This is a genomic window from Pseudomonas sp. LF-5, from assembly GCF_037626295.1.
Taxonomy (GTDB): Bacteria; Pseudomonadota; Gammaproteobacteria; order Pseudomonadales; family Pseudomonadaceae; genus Aquipseudomonas; species Aquipseudomonas monsensis.
In genome coordinates this window covers 1-24,542 of the sequence record NZ_JARKMT010000005.1, presented here as the reverse complement: position 1 = coordinate 24,542, position 24,542 = coordinate 1, and the positions used below count along the sequence as shown (strand labels likewise).

Genomic DNA, 24,542 nt, shown 5'->3' with positions numbered 1-24,542 from the left:
CGCCTCATGCCTTGGTAAAAAGGCTCGGTTCGGCTTGCACCAAAGCAAAGCGTGGCACCTGCTCGCCGTCAACCTCGACCGACTCGACGAACATGCTCAAAGGGCGCACCCAAAAGCCGTAATCGCCATACAGGGCTTGGTAAAAGACCACTTCTTCCTCGGTCTCGGAATGCCGCGCAACACTGAATACGCGGTACTGCGGACCTTTGTAATGTTGGTAGAGCCCAGGTTGTATCGGCATGCTTCGGCCCTCACTCAAATTTTTTCAAAATAAAAACAAAATAAATCCGCAAAAACAAAAACCGGGGCACTTGGCCCCGGCTTCCATCGACGAGACGCTTAAACGCGTTCGAAGACGGTGGAGATGCCTTGGCCGAGACCAATGCACATAGTGGCCACCCCGAAGGTGCCGCTATTCTGCTTCATCACGTTCAGCAAGGTGCCGGAAATACGCGCACCGGAGCAACCGAACGGGTGACCCAGGGCGATCGCGCCGCCGTGCAGGTTAACCTTCTCGTTCATCTTGTCGAGTACTTTCAGATCTTTCAGCACTGGCAGGGCCTGTGCAGCGAAAGCTTCGTTGAGCTCGAAGAAGTCGATATCGTTGATGCCAAGGCCCGCACGCTTCAGGGCTTTTTGTGTGGCCGGAACTGGACCATAGCCCATGATCGCCGGATCCACACCCGCCACTGCCATCGAACGGATCACCGCCATCGGCTGAATGCCCAGGTCCTGCGCACGCTGCGCCGACATCACGATCATGCACGAAGCACCATCGGTGATCTGCGACGAAGTACCCGCAGTCACGGTGCCGCCCTTTGGATTGAAGGCCGGCTTGAGGGCCGCCAGACTTTCCAGGGTGGTTTCCGGACGAATGGTTTCGTCGTAGTCGAACAGTTTCAGGAAACCGTTCTCGTCATAGCCCTGCATCGGGATGATTTCGTCTTTGAACTTGCCTTCCACAGTTGCCTTGTGGGCCAACTGGTGGGAGCGCACGCCGAAAGCGTCTTGCTGTTCGCGAGTGATGCCGTGCATTTTGCCGAGCATTTCAGCGGTCAGGCCCATCATGCCCGAGGCTTTCGCCGCGTACAGGGACATGTGCGGGTTCGGATCGACACCGTGCATCATGCTGACGTGGCCCATATGCTCGACGCCGCCAACCACGAACACGTCACCGTTGCCGGTCATGATCGCTTGCGCGGCAGTGTGCAGGGCACTCATCGACGAACCGCACAGACGGCTGACGGTCTGGCCGGCCGAGGTGTGCGGGATCTGGGTCATCAGCGACGCCATGCGCGCGATGTTCCAGCCCTGCTCCAGAGTCTGGTTCACACAGCCCCAGATCACGTCCTCGACTTCAGCAGGATCGACCTTGGCGTTGCGTTCCAGCAGCTTGCTGATCAGGTGCGCCGACATGTCTTCGGCGCGGGTGTTGCGGTGCATGCCGCCCTTGGAGCGGCCCATCGGAGTACGACCGAAGTCGACAATCACGACGTCTCTAGGATTCAAGCTCATAAGTTCACTCTCACTCTAGTTGGGGGCGCTTAACCGAAGAAGCTCTGGCCGTTTTTGGCCATTTCGCGCAGCTTCGCGGTTGGGTGGTACAGCGCGCCCAAATCAGCGTACTGGTCAGCCAGGGCAACGAACTCGGCAACACCGATCGAATCGATGTAGCGCAGCGCACCGCCACGGAATGGAGGGAAACCGATACCGTAGACCAGACCCATGTCGGCTTCGGCGGCAGTTTCAACGATGCCGTCTTCCAGGCAACGCACGGTTTCCAGGCACAGCGGGATCATCATCCAGTTGATGATGTCTTCGTCAGTGACTTCGCGCTGCTCGTAAACGATCGGCTTGAGCACTTCCAGCACCGATGGATCGGCAACCTTCTTCTGCTTGCCTTTCTTGTCGGCTTCGTAGGCGTAGAAGCCCTTGCCGTTCTTCTGACCCAGGCGCTTGGCTTCGTACAGCACGTCGATGGCCGAACGACGGTCATCCTTCATGCGGTCCGGGAAACCTTCAGCCATCACGTCACGACCGTGGTGACCGGTGTCGATGCCGACCACGTCCATCAGGTATGCCGGGCCCATCGGCCAGCCGAATTTTTCCATGACCTTGTCGATGCGGACGAAGTCGACACCGGCGCTGACCAGCTTGGCGAAGCCGCCGAAGTACGGGAACAGTACGCGGTTGACCAGGAAGCCCGGGCAGTCATTGACCACGATCGGGTTCTTGCCCATTTTCTTGGCGTAGGCAACGGTGGTGGCAACGGCCAGTTCGCTGGACTTCTCGCCACGGATCACTTCCACCAGCGGCATCATGTGCACCGGGTTGAAGAAGTGCATGCCGACGAAGTTTTCCGGACGCTTGAGGGCCTTGGCCAGCAGGCTTATGGAAATGGTCGAGGTGTTGGACGCGAGGATGGTGTCCTCTTTGACCTGAGCTTCAACTTCGGCCAGTACAGCTTGCTTGACCTTCGGGTTCTCGACGACCGCTTCAACCACCAGATCGACGTGACCGAAGTCGCCGTAGGACAGGGTCGGGCGAATGCCGTTGAGCACTTCAGCCATTTTCGCAGCGGTCATGCGACCTTTATCAACGCGGCCAACCAGCAGTTTGGCGGCTTCGGCCAGACCCTGCTCGATACCGTGCTCGTTGATGTCCTTCATCAGGATCGGCGTGCCTTTGGAGGCCGACTGATAGGCGATACCGCCACCCATGATGCCGGCGCCGAGTACGGCAGCCTGCTTCACGTCTTTGGCGATTTCGTCGTAGGCCTTGGCCTTTTTCTTCAGTTCCTGATCGTTCAGGAACAGACCGATCAAGCTCTGCGCGGCAGAGGTCTTGGCCAGTTTGACGAAACCGGCGGCTTCGACTTCCAGCGCCTTGTCACGACCGAAGTTCGCGGCTTTCTGGATGGTCTTGATCGCTTCGACCGGCGCCGGGTAGTTCGGGCCAGCTTGACCGGCGACGAAACCTTTGGCGGTTTCGAAAGCCATCATTTGTTCGATGGCGTTCAACTTGAGTTTTTCAAGTTTCGGCTGACGCTTGGCCTTGAAGTCGAACTCGCCGGAAATGGCGCGCTTGATCAGTTCAAGGGCAGCTTCCTGCAGCTTCTCTGGAGCAACCACGGCGTCAACGGCGCTGACTTTCAGGGCGTCTTCAGGGCGGTTTTCCTTGCCGGCGGCAATCCACTCGATGGCATTGTCGACACCGATCAGACGCGGCAGACGCACAGTGCCGCCGAAGCCTGGGTAGATGCCCAGTTTGACTTCCGGCAGACCAATCTTGGCTTTGGTCGACATGACGCGATAGTCAGCCGCCAGGCACATTTCCAGACCGCCGCCCAGCGCGATGCCGTTGATGGCCGCTACGGTAGGAACGTTGAGGTCTTCGAAATCGCTGAAGATCTTGTTGGCTTCGAGATTGCCAGCAACCAGCTCGGCATCCGGCAGCTTGAAGTTGTCGACAAATTCGGTGATGTCGGCGCCGACGATGAACACGTCCTTGCCACTGCTGACGATCACGCCCTTGATCGAAGCATCTGCCTTGATGGTGTCTACGGCCTGACGCAGTTCGTTCAGGGTTAGACGGTTGAACTTGTTGACGGACTCACCCTTGAGGTCGAATTTCAATTCGACGATGCCACTTTCAAGAGCTTTAACCGTGATGGCTTTACCTTCGTAAATCATCAACTGATCTCCACGATATGGAAGCTGAACAGTACACGTCGGACGCAGGCGAATGGCTCGGCAGGACGCTTTTTCGTCGATGCTAACGCCAATCCACCCGGCACACCCGCCAACGCGATAGTCGGGATTCTGTAGGAGCAGTCTGTAAGACAAACGCTCAATTCATACGCCCGTTTGATTTGGGTACGTCACCTTCACGGAATTTCCGACAATTGTCAATCGCCCAAAATACGGGTTCAAATGCGACTTTGCGGTCATTTCCGTACCACGCAGACGTGCAACACACGCCTGCATGTGAAGCCATTCATAGAATCAATAGTTAGAAAAGTCGCCCTAATTCACACCGATCCCTGTTTAAAAGGCTACGCTGGCTGGACTACAGTGAGATGTGCTGATCAGAGATTGCCCGATTCAGCCTCGAAAAGAATTTCCGGCCTGCCTGGCCAACCCCGCCCGACGAATCATGTCGGGCTTTTTATTGCTCGTCTGCCGGACGCTTCACACCGTTGCAGTGCGAAAATTCTGCGCATCACGCCAGCGCTTTCAGAGTCGCGTCGATATCCTGCAAGACCGTGGCTTCGCCCTTCTCGCCCCAATACAAGGCGATCATCTGCTTGTCGGCCTCGACTTTGAAAACGTTGCCCGGCAACTTTTCGAAATGATTAAGCAGCGCCCGGTCTTCGCAGACTTCCTGCCACTGATTGACCCACACCCCCGGCGCTTTCTGCCAGTAAGCCCAGCATGCCGGTTGATTGCCACGGCGCGGCCGATGGTATTGCGCGCACGGATTGGGCGGCTCCTGCCCCAGCCAGTGCGGCCATTCCTGAGGCGCCAGTTGCATGGCCAGACCAATGCGGCGCGCCTCCATGCGCAGGGCCATGCGACCGCTTTGAACACGCGAAGGGCGCAACCAGGCCAGCGGACTTAATACCACCAGCAGGATTGACACCACTAACCAGACCGTCATATCTCTATTCCCAATTCTTGGTGAGCGCATTGTGTCACTTTGGAACCAATGCGCTTGAAACCAGCCATACTTAACAATATTGAAACCTCACGAGGAGCACCTCATGCCCTACTCCCATATCCTGGTCGCCGTAGATCTGACCGAAGAGTGCGACCCTGTGATTCACCGCGCCCGAGAGCTGTCGGCGAGCAACGGCGCCAAGCTGTCGCTGGTACATATCGTCGAACCAATGGCGATGGCGTTCGGCGGCGACGTGCCGATGGATCTGTCACAACTGCAACAACAGCAGTTCGATCAGGCCAAGGAGCGTCTCGAGCGTCTGAAAACCAAATACGCAGAGCTTGAGGGCGCCAATTGCCACCTGACCTATGGTCAGCCACGCCAGGAAATCCATCATTTCGCCAAGGAAAACCATTGCGACCTGATCGTCGTCGGCAGCCATGGCCGTCACGGCCTGGCGCTGTTGCTTGGCTCCACGGCCAATGACGTACTGCACGGCGCGCCTTGCGATGTACTGGCGGTGCACCTGGTCAAACGCTGAAACACCAGGCCCGCTCCTATTGAATCTCGATCCGCATGTGAAAAGCCCGGCCTCACGCAAATGAGGCCGGGCTTTTTTGTCACCGGATCAGTCAGGCATCCAGCTCGGCCCAACGCTCCACCAGTGCATCCAGCTCAGCCTGCAACTGCTCCAGCGAAGCAATTACCTTGGCCGTCTCGGTCGGCGGGCGCTGATAGAAACCGGCTTCAGCCATTTCAGCCTCGACCGCAGCGATCTGCTGTTCCTTGGCGTCGATGTCACCCGGCAACGCTTCCAGCTCGCGCTGCAGCTTGTAGCTCAATTTCTTCTTGGCTGCCGGCGCGACAGCGGCAGGCTCAGCAACCACAGCAGGCTCAGCGGTAACCACCGCCGAATTCAGGTCAGCCTTGCCCGATTTGCTCTCGGTCACGCCCAGCAGGCGCGGCGAGCCGCCCTGACGGATCCAGTCCTGATAGCCACCGACGTATTCACGCACCTTGCCTTCACCTTCGAAAACCAGGGTACTGGTGACCACGTTGTCGAGGAATGCCCGGTCGTGACTGACCATCAGCACAGTGCCGTTGAAGGTCAACAGCACTTCTTCGAGCAGCTCGAGGGTTTCCACATCGAGGTCGTTGGTCGGTTCGTCGAGGACCAGCAGGTTCGCCGGCTTGCTGAACAGCTTCGCCAACAGCAAACGCGCACGCTCGCCACCGGACAGTGCCTTCACCGGCGTGCGCGCACGCTGCGGGCTGAACAGGAAGTCGCCGAGATAGCTCAGCACGTGGCGGCTCTGACCGTCGATGTCGATAAAATCGCGACCTTCGGCGACGTTGTCGATCACGGTCTTTTCCAGATCCAGCTGATGGCGCAACTGGTCGAAGTAGGCCACGTCGATCCGGGTGCCCTCTTCCACTGTGCCGCTGGTCGGTTGCAGGCCGTTTAGCATCAGCTTGAGCAAGGTGGTCTTGCCGGTACCGTTGGCGCCGAGCAGACCGATACGGTCGCCGCGCTGCAGGACCATCGAGAAGTCCTTGATCAGGAACGGGCCGTCCGGGTGATGGAAGCTGACATTTTCCAACACCATCACTTGCTTGCCGGACTTGTCGGCGGTTTCCAGCTGAATGTTCGCCTTGCCGGTGCGCTCACGACGCTCGCTGCGCTCAACACGCAGGGCTTTCAGGGCGCGGACACGGCCTTCGTTACGGGTACGACGGGCCTTGATGCCTTGACGGATCCACACTTCTTCCTGGGCCAGACGCTTGTCGAACAGCGCGTTGGCGGTTTCTTCAGCAGCCAGCGCGGCTTCTTTATGCACCAGGAAGCTGGCGTAGTCGCCGTTCCAGTCGATCAGGCCGCCGCGGTCCAGCTCGAGGATGCGTGTGGCGAGGTTTTGCAGGAAAGAACGGTCGTGCGTGATGAACAGCACGGCGCCCTGGAAATCCTTCAGGGCTTCTTCGAGCCAGGCAATTGCACCGATGTCCAGGTGGTTGGTGGGTTCGTCGAGCAACAGCAGATCCGGCTCGGACACCAGCGCCTGCGCCAGCAGCACGCGACGACGCCAGCCGCCGGACAATTCGGCGAGGGTCTTGTCGGCCGGCAGTTGCAGGCGGCTCAGGGTGCTGTCGACCAAGGTCTGCAAGCGCCAGCCGTCACGAGCTTCGAGGTCGTGCTGGACGTGCATCAGCTTGTCCAGATCGGCATCGGTGACGATGTTCTGGCTCAGGTGATGGTATTCGGCGAGCAAGGCACCAACGCCATCGAGGCCTTCGGCAACCACGTCGAACACGGTCCGCTCGTCGGCCACCGGCAATTCTTGTGGTAATTCACCGATTTTCAGACCGGGGGCACGCCACACCGAGCCGTCATCGGGCTTCTGGTCGCCCTTGACCAGTTTCATCATGCTGGACTTGCCAGTGCCGTTGCGGCCGATGATGCACACCCGCTCACCACGGGCGATCTGCCAGGACACCTTGTCCAACAACGGCATCGCGCCGAATGCAAGGGACACATCGCTGAATTTGAGCAGGGTCATGAGCTTCTCCAAAAACCGGGCGCGCATTCTACCTGACTTAGGACTTCAACAGGCCGGCAATTTGTCTGTCGAAGCACTCTGCACAACATTTGTTGCGAACTTGTGCTGCATGGGTCGCAAAGCTTTCGCCCGTTGCTGGCAAAAGGCTAAGCTACAAACAATTCAGTGCTGGCCGCGGCCGGTGCTTGTCATGATTTCTCTGCCCGGATGTCTCATGCGCAGTCGCCTTTTCAGTGTCTTGTCCTGTTTGCTACTTACCGCCGCTGCCGCTCAATCCGCCCAGGCGGTGGACCTGTCCACCCAACGCCAGTATTACGATGAAGCCAAGCGCGCCCTGGCCAAGGGCGATACCGGCCCATACTTCCGTTACAGCCAGGCCCTGGCCGATTATCCGCTGGAACCGTATCTGGCTTACGACGAGTTGACCGCGCGTCTGAAGACCGCGAGCAACGCCGAGATCGAAAAATTCCTCGCCGAGCACGGCGACCTGCCGCAGGCCAACTGGATGAAACTGCGCTGGTTGCGCTGGCTGGCCGACCGCGGCGACTGGGCGACCTTCACCAGGTATTACGACCCTAAACTGAACTTTACCGAACTGGACTGCCTCAACGCGCAGTACCAGATCAGCAGTGGCCACAAGGCCGAAGGTTACGCCAACGCCGACAAACTGTGGCTGACCGGCAAATCGCAACCGGCGGCCTGTGACGGGCTGTTCGGGATCTGGGCCGCCGATGGCCAACTGACCGAACAGAAACGCTGGGAGCGCACCAAACTGGCTGCCCAGGCGCGTAACTATCCGTTGGCCAACAGTCTGGTCAACGGCCTGACCACCCTCGCCCCGCGCGGTCGCTTGTTGGTGGATGTCGCGCAGAAGCCCGAACTGCTCAACCAGCCGTCGCGCTTCACCCCGGCCGACGAGCCGATGTCCGACGTGGTCAGCCTCGGCCTGCGTCGCCTCGCCCGTCAGGATCCGGACAAGGCCATGGCCCTGCTCGATGGTTACGCCAGCAGCATGCACTTCTCCCGTGACGAGAAAGTCGCGATCGCCCGGGAAATCGGCCTGACGCTGGCCCGGCGTTTCGACAGCCGGGCGCTGGACGTGATGACCAAGTACGACCCGGAACTGCGCGACAACACCGTTTCCGAATGGCGCCTGCGCCTGCTGCTGCGTCTGGCCCGCTGGGACGACGCCTATCAGTTGACCCGCCGTCTGCCGCAGGATCTGGCCACCACCAACCGCTGGCGCTATTGGCAGGCCCGCAGTCTGGAACTGGCGCAGCCACGGAACCCGGAAGCGCAGACGCTGTACAAGCATCTGGCCAAGGAACGCGACTTCTACGGCTTCCTCGCCGCCGACCGCTCGCAACTGCCGTACTCGGTGATGAACAAGCCGCTGGTACTGAGCCAGGCGACCATCAACAAAGTGCGTAACACCCCCGGCGTGCGACGCGCCCTGGAATTCCATGCCCGCGGGCAGATCGTCGACGGTCGCCGTGAGTGGTACCACGTCAGCCGCCATTTCAACCGCGACGAAATGGTCGCCCAGGCCAAACTGGCCTACGACCTGAAATGGTACTTCCCGGCAATCCGCACCATCAGTCAGGCGCAATACTGGGATGATCTCGATATCCGTTTCCCGATGGCGCACCGTGACACCCTCGTGCGCGAAGCCAAGGTGCGCGGCCTGCATTCCAGTTGGGTGTTCGCCATCACCCGTCAGGAAAGCGCGTTCATGGACGACGCCCGCTCCGGCGTCGGCGCCAGCGGCCTGATGCAACTGATGCCCGGCACCGCCAAGGAAACCGCGCGCAAGTTCAGCATCCCGCTGGCCTCGCCGCAGCAAGTGCTCGACCCGGACAAGAACATCCAGCTCGGCGCCGCTTACCTGAGCCAGGTGCACAGCCAGTTCAACGGCAACCGCGTCCTCGCCTCCGCCGCCTACAACGCAGGCCCGGGCCGCGTTCGCCAATGGCTGCGCGGCGCCGACCACCTGAGCTTCGACGTCTGGGTGGAAAGCATCCCGTTCGACGAAACCCGCCAGTATGTGCAGAACGTGCTGTCTTATTCGGTGATCTACGGCCAGAAGCTCAACTCGCCGCAGCCGCTGGTGGATTGGCATGAGCGGTATTTCGATGACCAATGATCTGTAGACGCTGCCGCAGGCGGCGATCTTTTGCTGCAAAAAAATGCCCGCACTTGGATGCGGGCATTTTTTTGCAGCAAGATCAAAAGATCGCCGCCTGCGACAAGGTCTACACGGCGATCGCGTGGCCGTCGTTGAACTGCAACGCGGCCAACCGCGCGTACAGCGGATTACTGACGATCAGCTCCTGATGGGTGCCGATTGCCACCAGTTTTCCCTGGTCCATCACCGCGATCCGGTCAGCGTTTTTCACGGTAGCCAGACGATGCGCGATCACCAGCGTGGTGCGGTTGTGCATCAGGCTTGGCAGCGCTTCCTGAATCAGGTGTTCGCTTTGCGCATCGAGGGCGCTGGTGGCTTCGTCCAGCAGCAGGATCGGCGCATCGACCAGCAACGCCCGAGCGATCGCCAGACGCTGACGCTGGCCGCCAGAGAGGCCGAGGCCAGCGTCGCCCAGATGCGTCTGATAACCTTGCGACATCTTTTCGATGAAATCATGGGCGTGGGCGATTTTCGCCGCTTCCTTGACCTGTTCCAGCGTCGCGCCCGGGCAACCGTAACGGATGTTGTCTTCGACGCTGCCGAAAAACAGCGCAGGCGATTGCGAGACCAGGGCGAAATTGCGGCGCAGGTCCAATGGGTCAAGGCTGGTCAGCGGCACGCCGTCGATCAGGATCCGCCCTTCAATCGGGTCGTAGAAGCGCAACAGCAAATCGTAAACCGTGGACTTGCCGGCGCCGGACGGCCCGACTAGCGCCAGGGTCTCGCCAGCGCGAATGGTCAGATTCAAGCCGTTGACGGCGTAGCTTTCCGGACGCGACGGGTAGGAAAAACGCACATCCTGCAATTGCAGTTCGCCCTTGACTCGTTCCGGCAAGGTCACCAGTCCCGTGGTCGGGGGCTGGATGATGTTCTGCGAACTCAACAGTTCGGCGATGCGCTCGGCAGCACCCGCGGCACGTTGCAGTTCACCGATGACTTCGCTCAAGGTGCCGATCGCACTGCCGACGATCAGGCTGTAGAAGACGAACGCCGCCAGTTCGCCACCGGTGATACGCCCGGCAATCACGTCCATGCCGCCCACCCACAACATCACCGCCACCGCGCCCAGCACCAGCACGATCACCACGGTGATCATCCATGAACGCTGAAAGATGCGTTTACGCGCGGTGTCGAACGCGTCCTCGACGGTTGTCGCGAAACGCTGCTCATCCTGCACCTGATGGTTGTAGGCCTGCACGGTCTTGATTTGGCCGAGGGTTTCGGAAACGTAGCTGCCGATATCGGCGACGCGGTCCTGGCTCAGCCGCGAGAGATTGCGTACACGCCGGCCGAAAATCAGGATCGGTGCGACCACGAACGGCAAGGCAATCACCACGATGCTGGTGAGCTTTGCATTGGTCACGAACAGCAACACGACGCCGCCGATAACCATCAGCAGGTTACGCAGGAACATCGACAGCGAGGAGCCGATCACCGATAGCAGCAGTGTGGTGTCGGCAGTCAGGCGTGACTGGATCTCCGAACTGCGGTTGTTCTCATAAAAGCCGGGGTGCAGATAGACCAGGTGGTTGAACACTTCACGCCGGATATCCGCCACACAGCGCTCGCCAATCCACGACACCCAGTAAAACCGCGCGAACGTGCCGACTGCCAGGCCCAGTACCATCAACATGAAAATGCCGATGCTCTGGTTCAACTGGTGCGGCGACTGGGTCATGAAGCCCCGATCGACCAGCAATTTGATCCCCTGCCCCATCGACAACGTGACAGCGGCGGTGACGACCAACGCCAGCAGCGCACCGATGACCTGCCAACGGTAGGGGGCCAGAAATCGGCTGGTCAGGCGCAAGGCGCGACGGTGCCGGGAAGAAAGCTTCGGGGTCATTCAGGTACACATCCGTGTTGATGAAAGGGGCTAGCCTAAACCTTCTATGGGGTGGAACTCTGTAAATCACAATGAGTCAGGTTAAATATGCCCCCAAAGACTAGGCCATAGTTGCTATCGGTCTAAAGTGCCGGTTGAGACGAGCGGTCATTTCTGTTTGAGTGGAGATGCCGCTTTTGACAGTCCCCAGGGAGTTGTCACAGCCTGGTCACGTGGCGGTTTTAATCTACGCGCACAACCTGATGAGGAGACAGGCCATGTCCTTGCAACACAGCAGCGATGACAAGATTCAAGTGATCCGCACCAAGCCCGGCCAACCTCTTGGTTGCTCCATCATTGACAAGGAGGGGCGTGAAGTACCGATCACTGAAGACATGATCCAGGACGCCTGCCGCGAACTGGAGAAGCGATTGGTCAAGCCTGCCGAACAAAAGTGATATAGCCAGCGTCTTCCGACCCGGCCCCTTTCTGGCCGGGTTTTTTCTGCCCGCAAATTGCCAAGTGTGGTGCGACCATCGCGGGCAGGGCCGCGCCCACAAGTCCAGTGGCTAGTTCAAGTCTTGAGTAACACAGAGAACCTGGGGGAGCTGGCTTGCCAGCGATAGAGCCGATTTGATCGCTAGACAGCCACCGCCCCAAGCGCTGCCACAATCTGCTGCAACACTGGCGAATCCCCCTCGATCCGCACCTTCAGCCCCTCAATCTCGCGTCGCACCGGATACTGCTTGCGCAACACATCAAAGGCCGCACGCTGCTCAGCGACATTGCCTACAAGGCTGCGGCGGAAATCCGCATCATCCCGGCGCGGGTCGTACACGCCACGGCACAACATCGCCAGCGCCCAGGCCGGATCGCTGTCGGCGTGCAGGGTGACTTGCGACAGCCACGGCGCCGGCAGCAAGTCACTGAGCTGGATGCTCGCCGGTTGGCCAATGAAATTGCAGTAGGCCTGATAGATCTGCGCCGTCCCGCGCTGTTTGCCATCAAGGCTGTAACCGGCAATGTGCGGCGTGGCCAGTACGCAGAGTTCGGCCAGCGCGACATCGACCTCGGGTTCGGCCTCCCAGACATCGAGCGCCGCTTGCAGGTCTTCACGCTCCAGCAGCACTTTACGCAACGCAGCGTTATCGACCACCGGACCGCGCGCAGCATTGATCAGCCAGGCTCCGGGTTTAAGCTGATGCAATCGCGCCTGATCGAGCAGGTGCCAGGTCGCGCCGTCACCGCTGCGGGTCAACGGGGTATGCAGACTGATCACGTCGCACTGCTCAAGGATCTGCTCCAGACTGACGTAATCGCCACCCTCGGCCGCCTGCCGTGGTGGATCGCAGACTTTCACGTTCCAGCCCAGGCCTTTGAGCACTTTGATCAGCCGACCACCGACCTCGCCGGCACCGACCACGCCATAGGTGCGTTGCGTCAGATCGACGCCTTCGATTTCGGCGAGCGTCATCAGAGTGCCGAGCACGTAATCGACCACCCCCCGAGCGTTGCAACCCGGCGCACTGGACCAGGTAATCCCCGCTTCGGCGAAATAATCGAGGTCCAGGTGATCGGTGCCGATGGTGCACGTGCCCACAAAACGCACCCGGCTACCTTCCAGCAACGCCCGGTTGACCTGGGTGACCGAGCGCACCAGCAGCACGTCGGCCTGCTCGACCGTCGCACGGTCGATGGAACGGCCTGGCACCCGGCGGATCTCGCCGAAACCGGCAAAAAAGGCATCGAGCAGCGGGATATTTTCGTCGGCAACAATCAGCATGGCGGGCTCCTTTGGCGGATCGGCAGTTTAGGTGCAGATCCACCGTTGGGCCAGTGCAGACTGCATCGTGGCGAGGGCGCTTGCTCCCGCCAGACTGCGCAGCGGGCGGAAAGTCTGCCCTCGGGTTTTCCCTGAGCTACCGCGCTGGATAGTCTCGGGGGGCGCTTCGTCCCCAGCGGGAGCAGGCGCCCTCGCCATAGTTGACGGGTCTGTTGATTACAAATCCGCAACAGAGGATTTTTCCTGACCAAGGTGTCAGCGGCGTAGAATGCGGCGCCTTGCGCATCAACACCTTTGGACGCTTCGCCTGTGAATTCCGTAACTGACCAACCTGTCGCTGTCTCCCTCACCCGCCCCGCGCGTATCCGCCTGGAGTTCAAGACCCTGCTCGCCCTGGCGCTGCCGATCATCATCGCGCAGCTGGCGACCACGGCCATGGGCTTCGTCGATGCAGTCATGGCCGGCCGCGTCGGACCACGGGATCTGGCGGCAGTGGCACTGGGCAACTCGATCTGGGTCCCGGTGTTTCTGCTGATGACTGGCACCCTGCTGGCCACCACCCCCAAGGTTGCCCAACGGTTCGGCGCCGGCACCCACAGCGAAATCGGCCCGATCGTCCGTCAGGCATTGTGGCTGGCGCTGGTGGTCGGCCTGATCGCGACGTCGATGCTGGTCGCCGCCGAGCCGGTGTTGCACCTGATGAAAGTCGATCCGGAATTGATCGGCCCGTGCATGCAGTACCTGCACGGTATCGCCAGCGGTCTGCCAGCGGTTGCGATCTATCACGTGCTGCGCTGCACCAGTGACGGTATCGGCCGCACCCGTCCGGCGATGGTGCTGGGCCTGTGCGGTCTGGCACTGAACATTCCGCTGAACTACATCTTCATCTATGGCCACTTCGGCGTGCCGGCCATGGGCGGCGTCGGCTGCGGTTGGGCCACGGCAATCGTGATGTGGGTCATGGCGCTGGGTCTGGCCGGTTACGAGCGCTGGGCCCCGGCCTATCGTTCGAGCGAGATCTTCAGCCGCTTCGACTGGCCACAATGGGCAGTGATCAAGCGTCTGCTGGCGGTCGGTCTGCCGATCGGCATCGCGGTGTTTGCCGAGTCGAGCATCTTCGCCGTGATCGCGCTGTTGATCGGCAGCCTCGGCGCCACTGTGGTGGCCGGGCATCAGATTGCGCTGAACGTCAGCTCGCTGGTGTTCATGATTCCGTATTCCCTCGGCATGGCGGTGACCGTCCGCGTCGGCCAGGCACTCGGTCGTGAAGAGCCCCGGGAAGCACGTTTCGCCGCCGGCGTCGGCATGGGCACCGCGCTGGCGTACGCCTGTCTGTCGGCGAGCATGATGCTGTTGTTGCGCGAGCCGATTGCGGCGATCTACACCGCGGATCCGACCGTGATTCATATCGCGGCGATGCTGATCGTGTACTCGGCGCTGTTCCAGTTTTCCGACGCGATTCAGGTCACTGCCGCCGGCGCCCTGCGCGGTTATCAGGACACGCGGGTGACGATGATCCTGACCTTGTTCGCCTACTGGGGTATCGGTTTGCCGGTGGGTTACGCCCTCGGCCTGACCGACTGGCTCGGCGCGCCACGGGGCCCGAGTGGTTTGTGGCAGGGTTTGATCGTCGGTTTGAGCTGTGCGGCACTGATGTTGTCGATCCGTCTGACCCGCAGTGCGCGCAAGCGTATCCGGATCAGTCGTTCGCTGGGCTGAGCCTTCTCTTAACACCGGAACAAAAACTGTGGGGGCCAGCCTGCTGGCTCCCACAGTTGTTTGTGCGCTGCCTTGGTTTCAGGCGTGTTTCTTGCGGATCCAGTACAGATAGGTACCGGACTCTTCGTACTGCTCGACCAGCTCGTGGTCGAGAAACACGCAGAACTTGGGAATGTCGCGCTTGGTCGAGGGATCGGTGGCGATCACCTTGAGCAGGCCGCCGGGCACCAGATCGCGAATGTGCTGGTGCAGCATCATCACCGGCTCCGGGCAATTGAGGCCGGTGGCGTCGAGGGTGCCGTCGACCGGGGTATCGATCATTTCACTCATGATTCACTCCTGAAACTGGCCGGCATTGTCGCGCATTGCCGAGCGTGTGGCGAGGGAGCTTGCTCCCGTTCGGCGGCGTAGCCGTCTTAAAACCTTTTTGCCCGGTGCGCCGGAACTAACATGGATGCCGAACTCAGGGCCGCTTCGCAGCCCAGCGGGAGCAAGTCCCTCGCCATAACGGCCAGTTACATATTTCAGCGGGATTTGGCTTTCTTGATGTCGTGACGGCGCAGGTGGCACGTCACTTCTTCGCGGTCGTGATACAGCTGCTTGCAGCCGATATCGACCTTGATCCCACGGGCCTTGAAACCATCGGCGATGCGCTCGAGCAAACGTTTCACTTCGGCATAACGCTGCTTCATCGGCAGCTTCAGGTTGACCACCGCCTCGCGGCAATGGCCCTCGCCAATCCATTCTTCGAGCATCGCCGCGTTACGTGCCGGCTTCTCGACAATGTCGCAGACCATCCAGTCCACCGGTTGCTTGGGCTTGAAGGTGAAACCATCGGCCATCAGGTGCTGAACCAGGCCAGTGTCCATCAGGCTTTCGGCCATCGGACCGTTATCAATGGCGGTCACCAGCATGCCGCGGTTGACCAGTTGCCAGGTCCAGCCGCCCGGCGCGGCGCCGAGATCCACACCGGTCATGTCACTGTGCAAGCGATCTTCCCACTGATCCCGCGGAATGAAGTGGTGCCAGGCCTCTTCCAGTTTCAACGTCGAACGGCTGGGCGCTTCTCGGGGAAACTTCAGGCGCGGAATCCCCATTGGCCACATCGCCGAGTTACCCGCATCAGCCATGCCGAGGAACACTTCGCGGCCACTCTTGAAGGTCAGCAACAGACGCGGCTTGCTGGCGTCCTCCACCAGTTTGCCGGCAGCAGTCAATGCCTTGCGCAGCGGACCTTCGAATTTCTTGCAGAAGTTCGACAGCTCCTTGCCATCGTTGGTGTCGACGACTTCCAGCCACAGGCTGCCGAATACCGGAAAATCGGCCATGTGCGCGAGGATCACGCTGATGCGGTCGTTTTCCGGCAGATCAATGAAAAGTCCGCGCGCCCACTGGCGTGGGAAAATCAACTCGGCAAAACGCTGACCGCGCATCAGGCGCTCGGCGCCGTCTTCTTCGGTGCAGACGAACTCGGCGTACGCAGTGGCCGCTTTGGCCTTGGCGTAACCGGCCACGTTGAGCTGGGCGGCGAGGTCGGAAATTTCCGAACAGACTTCGCCTTCGAAGCCTGGCCGGCAATGCATGAATAGGGTGTTCATTCTTACTCCTGGGCAGAGGGCGGACATTCGGCCCCTGCGCGCTGCTCAAGCCTTGCGATGAAGCAAAGCCTGTCACGAAAACCGGCGCATGATAGCCGAGTTCGGAACCTTGGACTTATTGATAGAGTCCAGTTATTAGCCAGCTACTGAAAACAGGGCTACGTTGATAGCTCTGCCCGTCCCCTCCGTCCGTAGCCGTGCGGACTCAAAGGAGTGATCGTAATGCCGTCCCTCGATAGTCTGAAGACCCTCAAAACCCTGCAGATCGACCAAAAGACCTACCACTATTTCAGTCTGCCGGATGCCGCGAAAAGCCTGGGCAATATCGACCAGTTGCCGATGTCGCTGAAAGTCCTGCTGGAAAACCTGCTGCGCTGGGAAGATGAAAAAACCGTCACCGGCGCCGACCTCAAGGCGATTGCCGCCTGGCTCAAGGAGCGCCGCTCCGACCGCGAGATCCAGTACCGCCCGGCCCGCGTATTGATGCAAGACTTTACCGGCGTACCCGCCGTAGTCGACCTCGCCGCGATGCGTGCGGCGATGGCCAAGGCCGGCGGCGATCCGCAGCGGATCAACCCGCTGTCGCCGGTGGACCTGGTGATCGACCACTCGGTGATGGTCGACAAATTCGGCAGCGCCAGCGCGTTTGAACAGAACGTCGACATCGAAATGCAGCGTAACGGCGAACGTTATGCGTTCCTGCGCTGGGGTCAAAGCGCCTTCGACAACTTCAGCGTGGTGCCGCCGGGTACCGGGATCTGTCATCAGGTCAACCTCGAATACCTCGGGCGCACGGTGTGGACCAAGGATGAGGACGGGCGCACCTACGCATTCCCCGACACCCTGGTCGGCACCGACTCCCACACCACCATGATCAATGGCCTCGGCGTGCTCGGCTGGGGCGTCGGCGGCATCGAGGCGGAAGCGGCGATGCTCGGGCAGCCGGTGTCGATGCTGATTCCGGAAGTCATCGGCTTCAAACTCACCGGCAAGCTCAAGGAAGGCATCACCGCCACCGACCTGGTGCTGACCGTCACGCAGATGCTGCGCAAAAAAGGCGTGGTCGGCAAATTCGTCGAGTTCTACGGTGACGGCCTCGCCGACCTGCCGCTGGCCGACCGCGCGACCATCGCTAACATGGCCCCGGAATACGGCGCCACCTGTGGCTTCTTCCCGGTCGATGATGTGACCCTGGAATACCTGCGCCTGTCGGGTCGTCCGCCTGAAGTGGTGAAACTGGTCGAGGCCTACACCAAGGCCCAGGGCCTGTGGCGCCTGCCCGGTCAGGAACCGGTGTTCACCGACAGCCTGGCGCTGGAAATGGGCAGCGTCGAAGCCAGCCTGGCCGGGCCGAAACGCCCGCAGGACCGGGTCTCGTTGCCGAATGTCGCACAAGCCTTCAGTGATTTCATGGACCTGCAATTCAAACCCACCAGCAAGGAAGAGGGTCGCCTGGAAAGCGAAGGTGGTGGTGGCGTGGCCGTGGGCAACGCCGATCTGGTCGGCGAAACCGAGTACGAATACGAAGGCCACACCTATCGCCTGAAGAACGGCGCGGTGGTGATCGCCGCGATCACCTCCTGCACCAACACCTCCAACCCGAGCGTGATGATGGCGGCCGGTCTGCTGGCGAAAAAAGCCGTAGAGAAGGGCCTGACGCGCAAGCCGTGGGTGAAGAGTTCGCTGGCGCCCGGCTCGAAAGTGGTCACCGACTACTACAAGGCCGCCGGGCTGACGCAATACCTCGATCAACTCGGGTTCTCGCTGGTCGGCTACGGCTGCACCACGTGCATCGGCAACTCCGGACCGCTGCCGGAGCCGATCGAGAAAGCTATCCAGAAAGCCGATCTCACCGTGGCGTCGGTGCTGTCCGGCAACCGCAACTTCGAAGGCCGGGTGCATCCGCTGGTCAAGACCAACTGGCTGGCGTCGCCGCCGCTGGTGGTCGCTTACGCCCTGGCCGGCAGCGTGCGCACCGACATCAGCAGCGAGCCACTGGGCAACGATCAGCAAGGCAATCCGGTGTACCTGCGTGACATCTGGCCGAGCAGCCAGGAAATCGCCGCTGCGGTAAATCAGGTCAACACCGCAATGTTCCACAAGGAATACGCCGAAGTGTTTGCCGGTGATGAACAGTGGCAAGCAATCGAAGTGCCGCAAGCGGCGACCTATGTCTGGCAGGACGATTCGACGTACATCCAGCATCCGCCATTTTTCGACGATATTGGCGGGCCGTTGCCGGAGATCAGCGATGTCAAAGCGGCGAAGGTGCTGGCATTGCTCGGCGATTCAGTGACCACCGACCACATCTCCCCTGCCGGCAACATCAAGGCTGACAGTCCGGCGGGGCGCTATCTGCGCGAAAAAGGTGTGGAACCACGGGACTTCAACTCCTACGGTTCACGCCGTGGCAACCATGAAGTGATGATGCGCGGCACCTTCGCCAACATCCGCATCCGCAACGAAATGCTCGGCGGCGAAGAAGGTGGCAACACCCTCTACATCCCGAGTGGCGAGAAGATGGCGATCTATGACGCCGCCATGCGTTATCAAGCCGACGGCACTCCACTGGTAGTGATTGCCGGTCAGGAATACGGCACCGGCTCCAGCCGCGACTGGGCGGCCAAAGGCACTAATCTGCTGGGCGTCAAAGCGGTAATCGCCGAAAGCTTCGAGCGCATCCATCGTTCCAACCTGGTGGGCATGGGCGTGTTACCGCTGCAGTTCAAGCTCGATCAGAACCGCAAGAGCCTCAATCTCACTGGCAAGGAAACCTTCGAGATTCAGGGCCTGACCGGCGTCGAGCTGACACCGCGGATGAATTTGCCGCTGGTGATCACCCGTGAAGACGGGCGTCAGGAGAAGATCGAGGTGTTGTGCCGGATCGATACCTTGAACGAGGTTGAATACTTTAAATCGGGCGGGATCCTGCATTACGTCCTGCGCCAACTGATCGCCTCATAACGCGCGCGCCCTGTAGAAACGGCCGAAGGCTGCGATCTTTAGATTTGGTTTTAAGATCAAGATCAAAAGATTGCAGCCTTCGGCAACTCTTACAGGGGGTTTACTTTTCCATGGACGAAAAAAAACCCGCCGAAGCGGGTTTTTCCCAAGACCATTATCGACTCCCTGTCGGCAGCGATCCTTGCAAATGGTCGATCATCCATGATCCTGAAACACTCCCTGTGTCTCAGTTGATGGGTGTAGATTACGCTCTGGATCCAATCGGCAATAGTCGTAAAAGCTACCAGTGCGTGTAAGACATTCGCTATAGACCCCCTTCCGAAAACCCTTAGCCCTGTCAGCCGTCGAGCATGGCAGCGGTTATCTGCGCGACTTTCAGCGGCCGCGACGTTTGCGCCTGCTGGTCATTTTCGAAAAACCGCCAGTACCCAGCGTTTCAACCAGGGCTGGAAAACCTCAGCCGCCGTCACGCTCACGTGCCCGGGCGCTCTCGGCAAGAAACTGTTCGAGCCGGCTCAACTGCTCCTCCCAGCCACGGCTGTCCATGTAATAGGCCTCTTTCTGGCGGACATCGGGAATGTGCGCGAAGCCGGACTCTGACACCTTGAGCAACGTGCCGTTCTCGAAGTCTTCCAGTTCGAACCTGACCAGTGTGGTCGGCTCCTGGGAATAGTCGATCTTCGGATTCACGGCATACGGATGCCAGCGGAACGAGAACAACTGCTGCGGTTCGACCCGCTCGATCAGCACATTCCACAACACATGTTCATAACCCGGATACGTGGCTTGCCCTTGCGTCCATTCGCCGGCAATGAACCGCCTGCCCTCCAGCGCCACCCCAAACCACTGGCCAAACGCCTCGGCATCGACCAAGGCACGCCAGACATGGGACCGTGGCGCCTTGAGAGTGATTTTGCGTTCGAAACTATTGGGTACTGGTTTCATACGTCACCTCCTGTTCTGAACACTAGGCTCGTATGACCACATGTCCAACCTGAAGTTGTATCAAACGGTCAACGGCCCGGGCTCGACCTTTGACCGTTGCGTCTAAACTCAGCGGTTATTCCGGCAGACATTGGAGCAGACCATGCAGTCTCCGCACTATGCCGCCCTCTGGGCATCACTGCTGACGCTGTCAGCCTGCGTCAGTTCCGTAGACCACTGGAGCAAGCCTGGCGCGTCCCAGGCGACAGTGGAGCACGACAAAGCCGAGTGCCAGTATCAGGCCAAGTCGGCGACTGCCAGTTACAACAGCACGCCGTCGGACAAGAGCATGGAAGCGGCGGTCGGCGCCGGAGTGGGTGACGGAATTGTGGTGGCGGAGAAACAGATCGACCTGACCAATGACTGCATGCGCCTGCGCGGTTACAGCGGGAGTTGAGTCTGATCGCTACAATGCCGGTTATTCCCGTCATCTACAGTGAGCCCCCCCTATGTCCCCACGTTTTTTCCTGGCCCTGTCGCCCCTGGTGTTCACCCCCCTCGCCCACGCCGCCGTCGACTGCGCCAATGCCAGCGATCAGGCGACGATGAATCAGTGTGCCGGACAGGACTTCAAGGCAGCGGACAAAGAATTGAATGCGCTGTATCAGCAGATCACCGGGCGCTTGAAGGACAACCCGGAGGGCAAGAAGTTGTTGGTCAGCGCGCAGCGGGCGTGGATCGGATTTCGCGATGCCGAGTGCAAGTTTTCATCGTCGGGTGTAACGGGCGGAAGTGTTTATCCCTGGGTTTACAGCAATTGCCTGACGGCGGTGACCAAGGTCCGGGTCGAGGCGCTGAAGCAGTATTTGAAGTGTGAGGAAGGGGATATGAGTTGCCCGGTACCAGGGGCCTGAGGTTGTAATGGATTCGCTGGTGGCGGTTTTCAATCCAGTATTGAGTGAAGACCACCACGTTGCAGCGATGACAACGACAAGCTTAGATTCCTGACACATCCTGAAACGCCTACTGCCAGCGCATGACTTAAGCACAGCCTCAGATCGCCGATAAATGACTTACAACCAACGATCAGGGAATGACGACATGGCGATCTCTTTAAACTCTGCATTTATTCAGCCTTCAGCCGCTGAACTGACCAAATCCGCACAACCGCTGAACATAAAGTCGCTCAGCGAAGACCTCCAGAAGACGGCGGTCAACCTCAATCCGGCGGCGGTTTATCATCCCAGTGATGACGCCCAGACTGTCAGCCCGACCCTCGAAGCGATCGACGTCTGGCTTGGCCGCCCCCAGGCTGCAGACTTCCCGAAAATCGCCGAACAGCATAGAAATGCCCACGAATCGCTGAAGCTGGCGTTCGAGGACTTCAAGTCGGCGTTGAGTGACACTTTTCCGGATCTGGCCAACAAGAAATTCGGCTTTACCGTTGAAACCGATGGCAGCCTCAAGGCGTTGAATTCCAATAGCGAGCTGAGCGCCTCAGACATGGAGCAATTGAACGCCCTGCTCAATGCCTCTGGCGCACTCAAAACCGCGGCGAACAGCTACCGCGACACCTCCATCGAACTGGTCGCGGCCGATGCCGGGTGGGGAGGCAGCCACTTGGGCAAGTACAACCTGACCAAAGAAAACTTCGCCAACACCATTGATCTGGCGGCCCTGTTTATACCCAAGGGCAAAGCGCCGAGCGCTGAAGCCATCGACGGCCTGTTCTCTCATCAGTTGTGGCGTAAAGGCGAACTGGGGACACCGGCGTCGGATGCCGCCATCGTCGCCGCACGCGAGGCCGCTATCAATGCCAAAAGAATCGACGAAAAAGTCTGATTGCCCCGCGCAGCCGTTGTCGGTCAAACGTGCGGATCACCCGGCGCCTTGGTTGGCGCCGCGTACTGCGGCTTGAGATGGCCGTTCTGATCAAGTAGCCAGGCGTCCATGATCTGCCGCACGACAGGGCCGGCAACCCGACCACCGGCCTCACCGTTTTCGATCATGACAGAGATCGCGATCTTCGGATGCTCGGCCGGGGCGAAGCCGACGAACAAGGCGTTGTCGCGATGGCGTTCGAGGGTCTTCTCGCGGTTGTAGCGCTCGCCCTGTTTGATCGCCACCACCTGCGCAGTACCACTCTTGCCGGCAATGCGGTATTGCGCCCCTGCAGCGGCCGCACGGGCGATACCGCGGGCGTCGTGCATCACCATTTGCATACCGTGGTTGACCTGTTCCCAGTCGCGTGGATCCTTGAGCAGGATGTTCGGCATGGGATGCTCGTCGACCGGTGCGACACCATCGACGGTCTTGGCCAGGTGCGGCCGGTTCCATACGCCCTTGTTGGCGATCAGCGCAGTGGCCTGGGCCAGTTGCAGCGGCGTGACCTGCATATAGCCCTGGCCGATGCCAAGGATCACGGTTTCACCGGGGAACCAGGCCTGGCGTCGAGTGGCGCGCTTCCAGGCTTGGGATGGCATCAGGCCTGGCGACTCTTCGAACATGTCCAGCGAGACTTTCTCACCGAGGCCGAACATGGCCATGTAATCGTGCAGGCGATCAATGCCGAGCTTGTGCGCCAGATCGTAGAAGTAGGTGTCGTTGGAGCGCATGATCGCGGCGTCCATGTCTACCCAGCCATCGCCGCTGTGGTTCCAGTTACGGTACTTGTGATCGAAATCCGGGAGCTGATAGTAACCCGGGTCGAAGACGCGGGTCTGTGGGGTCACCACACCCGCATCGAGACCGGCGATTGCCACCTCTGGCTTGATTGTTGAGCCCGGCGCGTACAAGCCGCGCAAGACGCGGTTGAACAGCGGCCGGTCGATGGAATCACGCAGCGCCGAGTACTCCTTGGAACTGATGCCCGTGACAAACAGATTAGGGTCGAAACTCGGGTTGCTGACCATGGCGAGCACTTCGCCCGTGGACGGGTCGAGCGCGACGACGGAGCCACGACGATTGCCCAGAGCAGCTTCGGCGGCTTCCTGCAGTTTGACGTCGAGGCTCAGAACGATGTTTTTGCCGGGCACAGGATCAGTGTGTTTGAGCACCCGCAGCACACGCCCCTGGGCGTTGGTTTCCACTTCCTCGTAGCCAACGTGACCGTGCAGCTGAGCTTCATAGAAGCGTTCAATACCGGTTTTACCGATGGACTGGGTGCCGCGGTATTCAACCGAATCGAGGGCCTTGGATTCTTTTTCGTTGATCCGGCCGACGTAACCGATCGAATGGGCGAAATGGGCGCCGAGCGGATAATGGCGGACGAACTGCGGTTCAACGTCGAGTCCTGGCAGGCGGAATTCGTTGACCGCCAGCACAGCGATCTGCTCTTCCGTCAGCTCATAGAACAGTGTTACTGGCGTGAAGGGATGGCGGGACTGCTTCATGGCCTTGTCGAACACCGTGCGATCTTCGGCAGGCAGGTGCAGCAGATTGATGACCTCGTCCAGCTCCCGATTGACGTCAGTGGCGCGTTCACGGGTGATCGTCAGGTTGTAGCTGGGGCGGTTGTCGGCCAGCAGCACACCATTGCGGTCGTAGATCAGGCCGCGTGTCGGCGGGATGGGCAAGACGTGGACACGATTGTTTTCTGAGATGGTGGAGTGGTAGTCGAACTCCACCACTTGCAGGATGTAAAGGCGTACCACCAGGGCGCAGCTAATGGCGAAGACGAACAAGGCGCAGGCGATCAACCGCTTGTTGACCAGACGCGTCTCTTTTTCGTGGTCCTTGATCGGGATGGCTTCAGGCATTTCTACAGCGACTCTTTGACATAAATGAGTGCCGATCCGTGGGCATGACATCAGTCCGTTAAAAAACGAGCTGCACCATACCAAAAACTACCCGGTCACTTCAGAACGATTTTTCCCAATGGCAGCTCTTGCGACGGCTGGATCTGACCTGAAACTTTCCTGCGGGCAAAACAAAACCCCAACTGCTTTCGCAATTGGGGCTTCGGAATTTAATCTTGACGATGACCTACTCTCACATGGGGAAACCCCACACTACCATCGGCGATGCATCGTTTCACTTCTGAGTTCGGGATGGGATCAGGTGGTTCCAACGCTCTATGGTCGTCAAGAAATTCGGGTACTGACTCGTGACCATCTGGCCTCGCTTCAGCAAATCGGGTATGTGATACAGGTGTCTTGTGAGCAGCGCGAACTTTCGGTTCGTTTCGTCTTCACACACCGCAATCTGGTCTCTTCGACGCAAATTGCTTGGGTGTTATATGGTCAAGCCTCACGGGCAATTAGTATTGGTTAGCTCAACGCCTCACAGCGCTTACACACCCAACCTATCAACGTCGTAGTCTTCGACGGCC

The 24,542-nt window shown here is 59.7% G+C and carries 19 protein-coding genes and 2 rRNA genes; 8 read left to right on the top strand and 13 right to left on the bottom strand.

Annotated features, from left to right (window positions below; translation table 11 throughout):
- Positions 1-4: 4 nt before the first annotated feature.
- The 4 genes from PseuLF5_RS16665 to PseuLF5_RS16650 all read right to left on the bottom strand — a co-directional run bounded on the left by PseuLF5_RS16665 (position 5) and on the right by PseuLF5_RS16650 (position 4,659).
- Complete coding sequence (locus PseuLF5_RS16665) at positions 5-241, bottom strand: DUF1653 domain-containing protein (RefSeq protein WP_123461926.1); 237 nt, start codon at positions 239-241, stop codon at positions 5-7.
- Between the two features lie 98 nt (positions 242-339).
- On the bottom strand, positions 340-1,515 hold the full coding sequence (fadA, locus tag PseuLF5_RS16660; protein ID WP_007910465.1) for an acetyl-CoA C-acyltransferase FadA: 1,176 nt from the start codon (positions 1,513-1,515) through the stop codon (positions 340-342).
- A 29-nt stretch (positions 1,516-1,544) separates the two neighbouring features.
- The gene (gene fadB / locus PseuLF5_RS16655; RefSeq protein ID WP_123451295.1) at positions 1,545-3,692 is read right to left on the bottom strand and encodes a fatty acid oxidation complex subunit alpha FadB; all 2,148 of its coding nucleotides are present in this window, start codon (positions 3,690-3,692) and stop codon (positions 1,545-1,547) included.
- Positions 3,693-4,221: 529 nt separating this feature from the next.
- Entirely contained in the window at positions 4,222-4,659 is a 438-nt protein-coding gene (locus PseuLF5_RS16650) for a hypothetical protein (RefSeq protein ID WP_123461924.1), read from the bottom strand.
- A gap of 103 nt (positions 4,660-4,762) precedes the next feature.
- Here PseuLF5_RS16650 and PseuLF5_RS16645 point away from each other — a divergent pair, with 103 nt between their 5' ends.
- Positions 4,763-5,200 carry a universal stress protein gene (locus tag PseuLF5_RS16645; protein ID WP_123461922.1) on the top strand — a complete coding sequence of 146 codons (438 nt, stop codon included), beginning with the start codon at positions 4,763-4,765 and terminating at the stop codon, positions 5,198-5,200.
- A 91-nt stretch (positions 5,201-5,291) separates the two neighbouring features.
- Here the strand turns inward: PseuLF5_RS16645 and PseuLF5_RS16640 are convergent, their stop codons facing one another.
- Positions 5,292-7,214, bottom strand: coding sequence for an ATP-binding cassette domain-containing protein (locus tag PseuLF5_RS16640; RefSeq protein WP_123461920.1), 1,923 nt, complete (start codon positions 7,212-7,214; stop codon positions 5,292-5,294).
- Positions 7,215-7,428: 214 nt separating this feature from the next.
- Here PseuLF5_RS16640 and PseuLF5_RS16635 point away from each other — a divergent pair, with 214 nt between their 5' ends.
- Complete coding sequence (locus PseuLF5_RS16635; protein ID WP_340134061.1) at positions 7,429-9,357, top strand: transglycosylase SLT domain-containing protein; 1,929 nt, start codon at positions 7,429-7,431, stop codon at positions 9,355-9,357.
- Positions 9,358-9,466: 109 nt separating this feature from the next.
- Here PseuLF5_RS16635 and PseuLF5_RS16630 read toward each other — a convergent pair whose 3' ends face one another.
- Positions 9,467-11,245, bottom strand: coding sequence for an ABC transporter transmembrane domain-containing protein (locus PseuLF5_RS16630; RefSeq protein ID WP_340134059.1), 1,779 nt, complete (start codon positions 11,243-11,245; stop codon positions 9,467-9,469).
- A gap of 257 nt (positions 11,246-11,502) precedes the next feature.
- Between PseuLF5_RS16630 and PseuLF5_RS16625 the strand changes: the two genes are divergently transcribed.
- Complete coding sequence (locus tag PseuLF5_RS16625) at positions 11,503-11,682, top strand: PA1571 family protein (RefSeq protein ID WP_123461915.1); 180 nt, start codon at positions 11,503-11,505, stop codon at positions 11,680-11,682.
- A 182-nt stretch (positions 11,683-11,864) separates the two neighbouring features.
- Here PseuLF5_RS16625 and pdxB read toward each other — a convergent pair whose 3' ends face one another.
- Positions 11,865-13,007, bottom strand: a complete 1,143-nt coding sequence (gene pdxB, locus PseuLF5_RS16620) for a 4-phosphoerythronate dehydrogenase PdxB (RefSeq protein ID WP_340134057.1) — start codon at positions 13,005-13,007, stop codon at positions 11,865-11,867.
- A 309-nt stretch (positions 13,008-13,316) separates the two neighbouring features.
- Between pdxB and PseuLF5_RS16615 the strand changes: the two genes are divergently transcribed.
- Positions 13,317-14,726 carry an MATE family efflux transporter gene (locus PseuLF5_RS16615; protein WP_123461911.1) on the top strand — a complete coding sequence of 470 codons (1,410 nt, stop codon included), beginning with the start codon at positions 13,317-13,319 and terminating at the stop codon, positions 14,724-14,726.
- Between the two features lie 78 nt (positions 14,727-14,804).
- Here the strand turns inward: PseuLF5_RS16615 and tusA are convergent, their stop codons facing one another.
- Complete coding sequence (gene tusA / locus PseuLF5_RS16610; protein WP_340134054.1) at positions 14,805-15,056, bottom strand: sulfurtransferase TusA; 252 nt, start codon at positions 15,054-15,056, stop codon at positions 14,805-14,807.
- 194 nt (positions 15,057-15,250) lie between these two features.
- A complete protein-coding gene (gene rlmM / locus PseuLF5_RS16605; RefSeq protein WP_123461907.1) occupies positions 15,251-16,324 on the bottom strand; it encodes a 23S rRNA (cytidine(2498)-2'-O)-methyltransferase RlmM in 1,074 nt (357 codons plus the stop codon).
- Between the two features lie 222 nt (positions 16,325-16,546).
- Here rlmM and acnA point away from each other — a divergent pair, with 222 nt between their 5' ends.
- Positions 16,547-19,288, top strand: a complete 2,742-nt coding sequence (gene acnA, locus PseuLF5_RS16600) for an aconitate hydratase AcnA (protein ID WP_340134052.1) — start codon at positions 16,547-16,549, stop codon at positions 19,286-19,288.
- A 456-nt stretch (positions 19,289-19,744) separates the two neighbouring features.
- On the opposite strand, the gene PseuLF5_RS16595 is transcribed toward acnA, so the two are convergent.
- The gene (locus PseuLF5_RS16595) at positions 19,745-20,233 is read right to left on the bottom strand and encodes an SRPBCC family protein (RefSeq protein WP_340134051.1); all 489 of its coding nucleotides are present in this window, start codon (positions 20,231-20,233) and stop codon (positions 19,745-19,747) included.
- Positions 20,234-20,375: 142 nt separating this feature from the next.
- On the opposite strand from PseuLF5_RS16595, the gene PseuLF5_RS16590 reads away from it, so the two are divergent.
- The 3 genes from PseuLF5_RS16590 to PseuLF5_RS16580 all read left to right on the top strand — a co-directional run bounded on the left by PseuLF5_RS16590 (position 20,376) and on the right by PseuLF5_RS16580 (position 22,054).
- On the top strand, positions 20,376-20,669 hold the full coding sequence (locus PseuLF5_RS16590) for a hypothetical protein (protein WP_128614675.1): 294 nt from the start codon (positions 20,376-20,378) through the stop codon (positions 20,667-20,669).
- A gap of 52 nt (positions 20,670-20,721) precedes the next feature.
- Entirely contained in the window at positions 20,722-21,126 is a 405-nt protein-coding gene (locus PseuLF5_RS16585) for a lysozyme inhibitor LprI family protein (RefSeq protein ID WP_128614676.1), read from the top strand.
- Between the two features lie 187 nt (positions 21,127-21,313).
- Positions 21,314-22,054: a hypothetical protein gene (locus tag PseuLF5_RS16580; protein WP_222832395.1), complete on the top strand. Its 741-nt coding sequence runs from the start codon at positions 21,314-21,316 to the stop codon at positions 22,052-22,054.
- 23 nt (positions 22,055-22,077) lie between these two features.
- Here the strand turns inward: PseuLF5_RS16580 and mrdA are convergent, their stop codons facing one another.
- From mrdA to PseuLF5_RS16565, 3 genes are all read right to left on the bottom strand, one after another.
- Positions 22,078-23,970: a penicillin-binding protein 2 gene (gene mrdA / locus PseuLF5_RS16575; RefSeq protein WP_340134050.1), complete on the bottom strand. Its 1,893-nt coding sequence runs from the start codon at positions 23,968-23,970 to the stop codon at positions 22,078-22,080.
- Positions 23,971-24,183: 213 nt separating this feature from the next.
- Positions 24,184-24,299 (bottom strand): 5S ribosomal RNA (gene rrf / locus PseuLF5_RS16570).
- A gap of 150 nt (positions 24,300-24,449) precedes the next feature.
- Positions 24,450-24,542 (bottom strand): 23S ribosomal RNA (locus PseuLF5_RS16565); the annotation flags it as partial.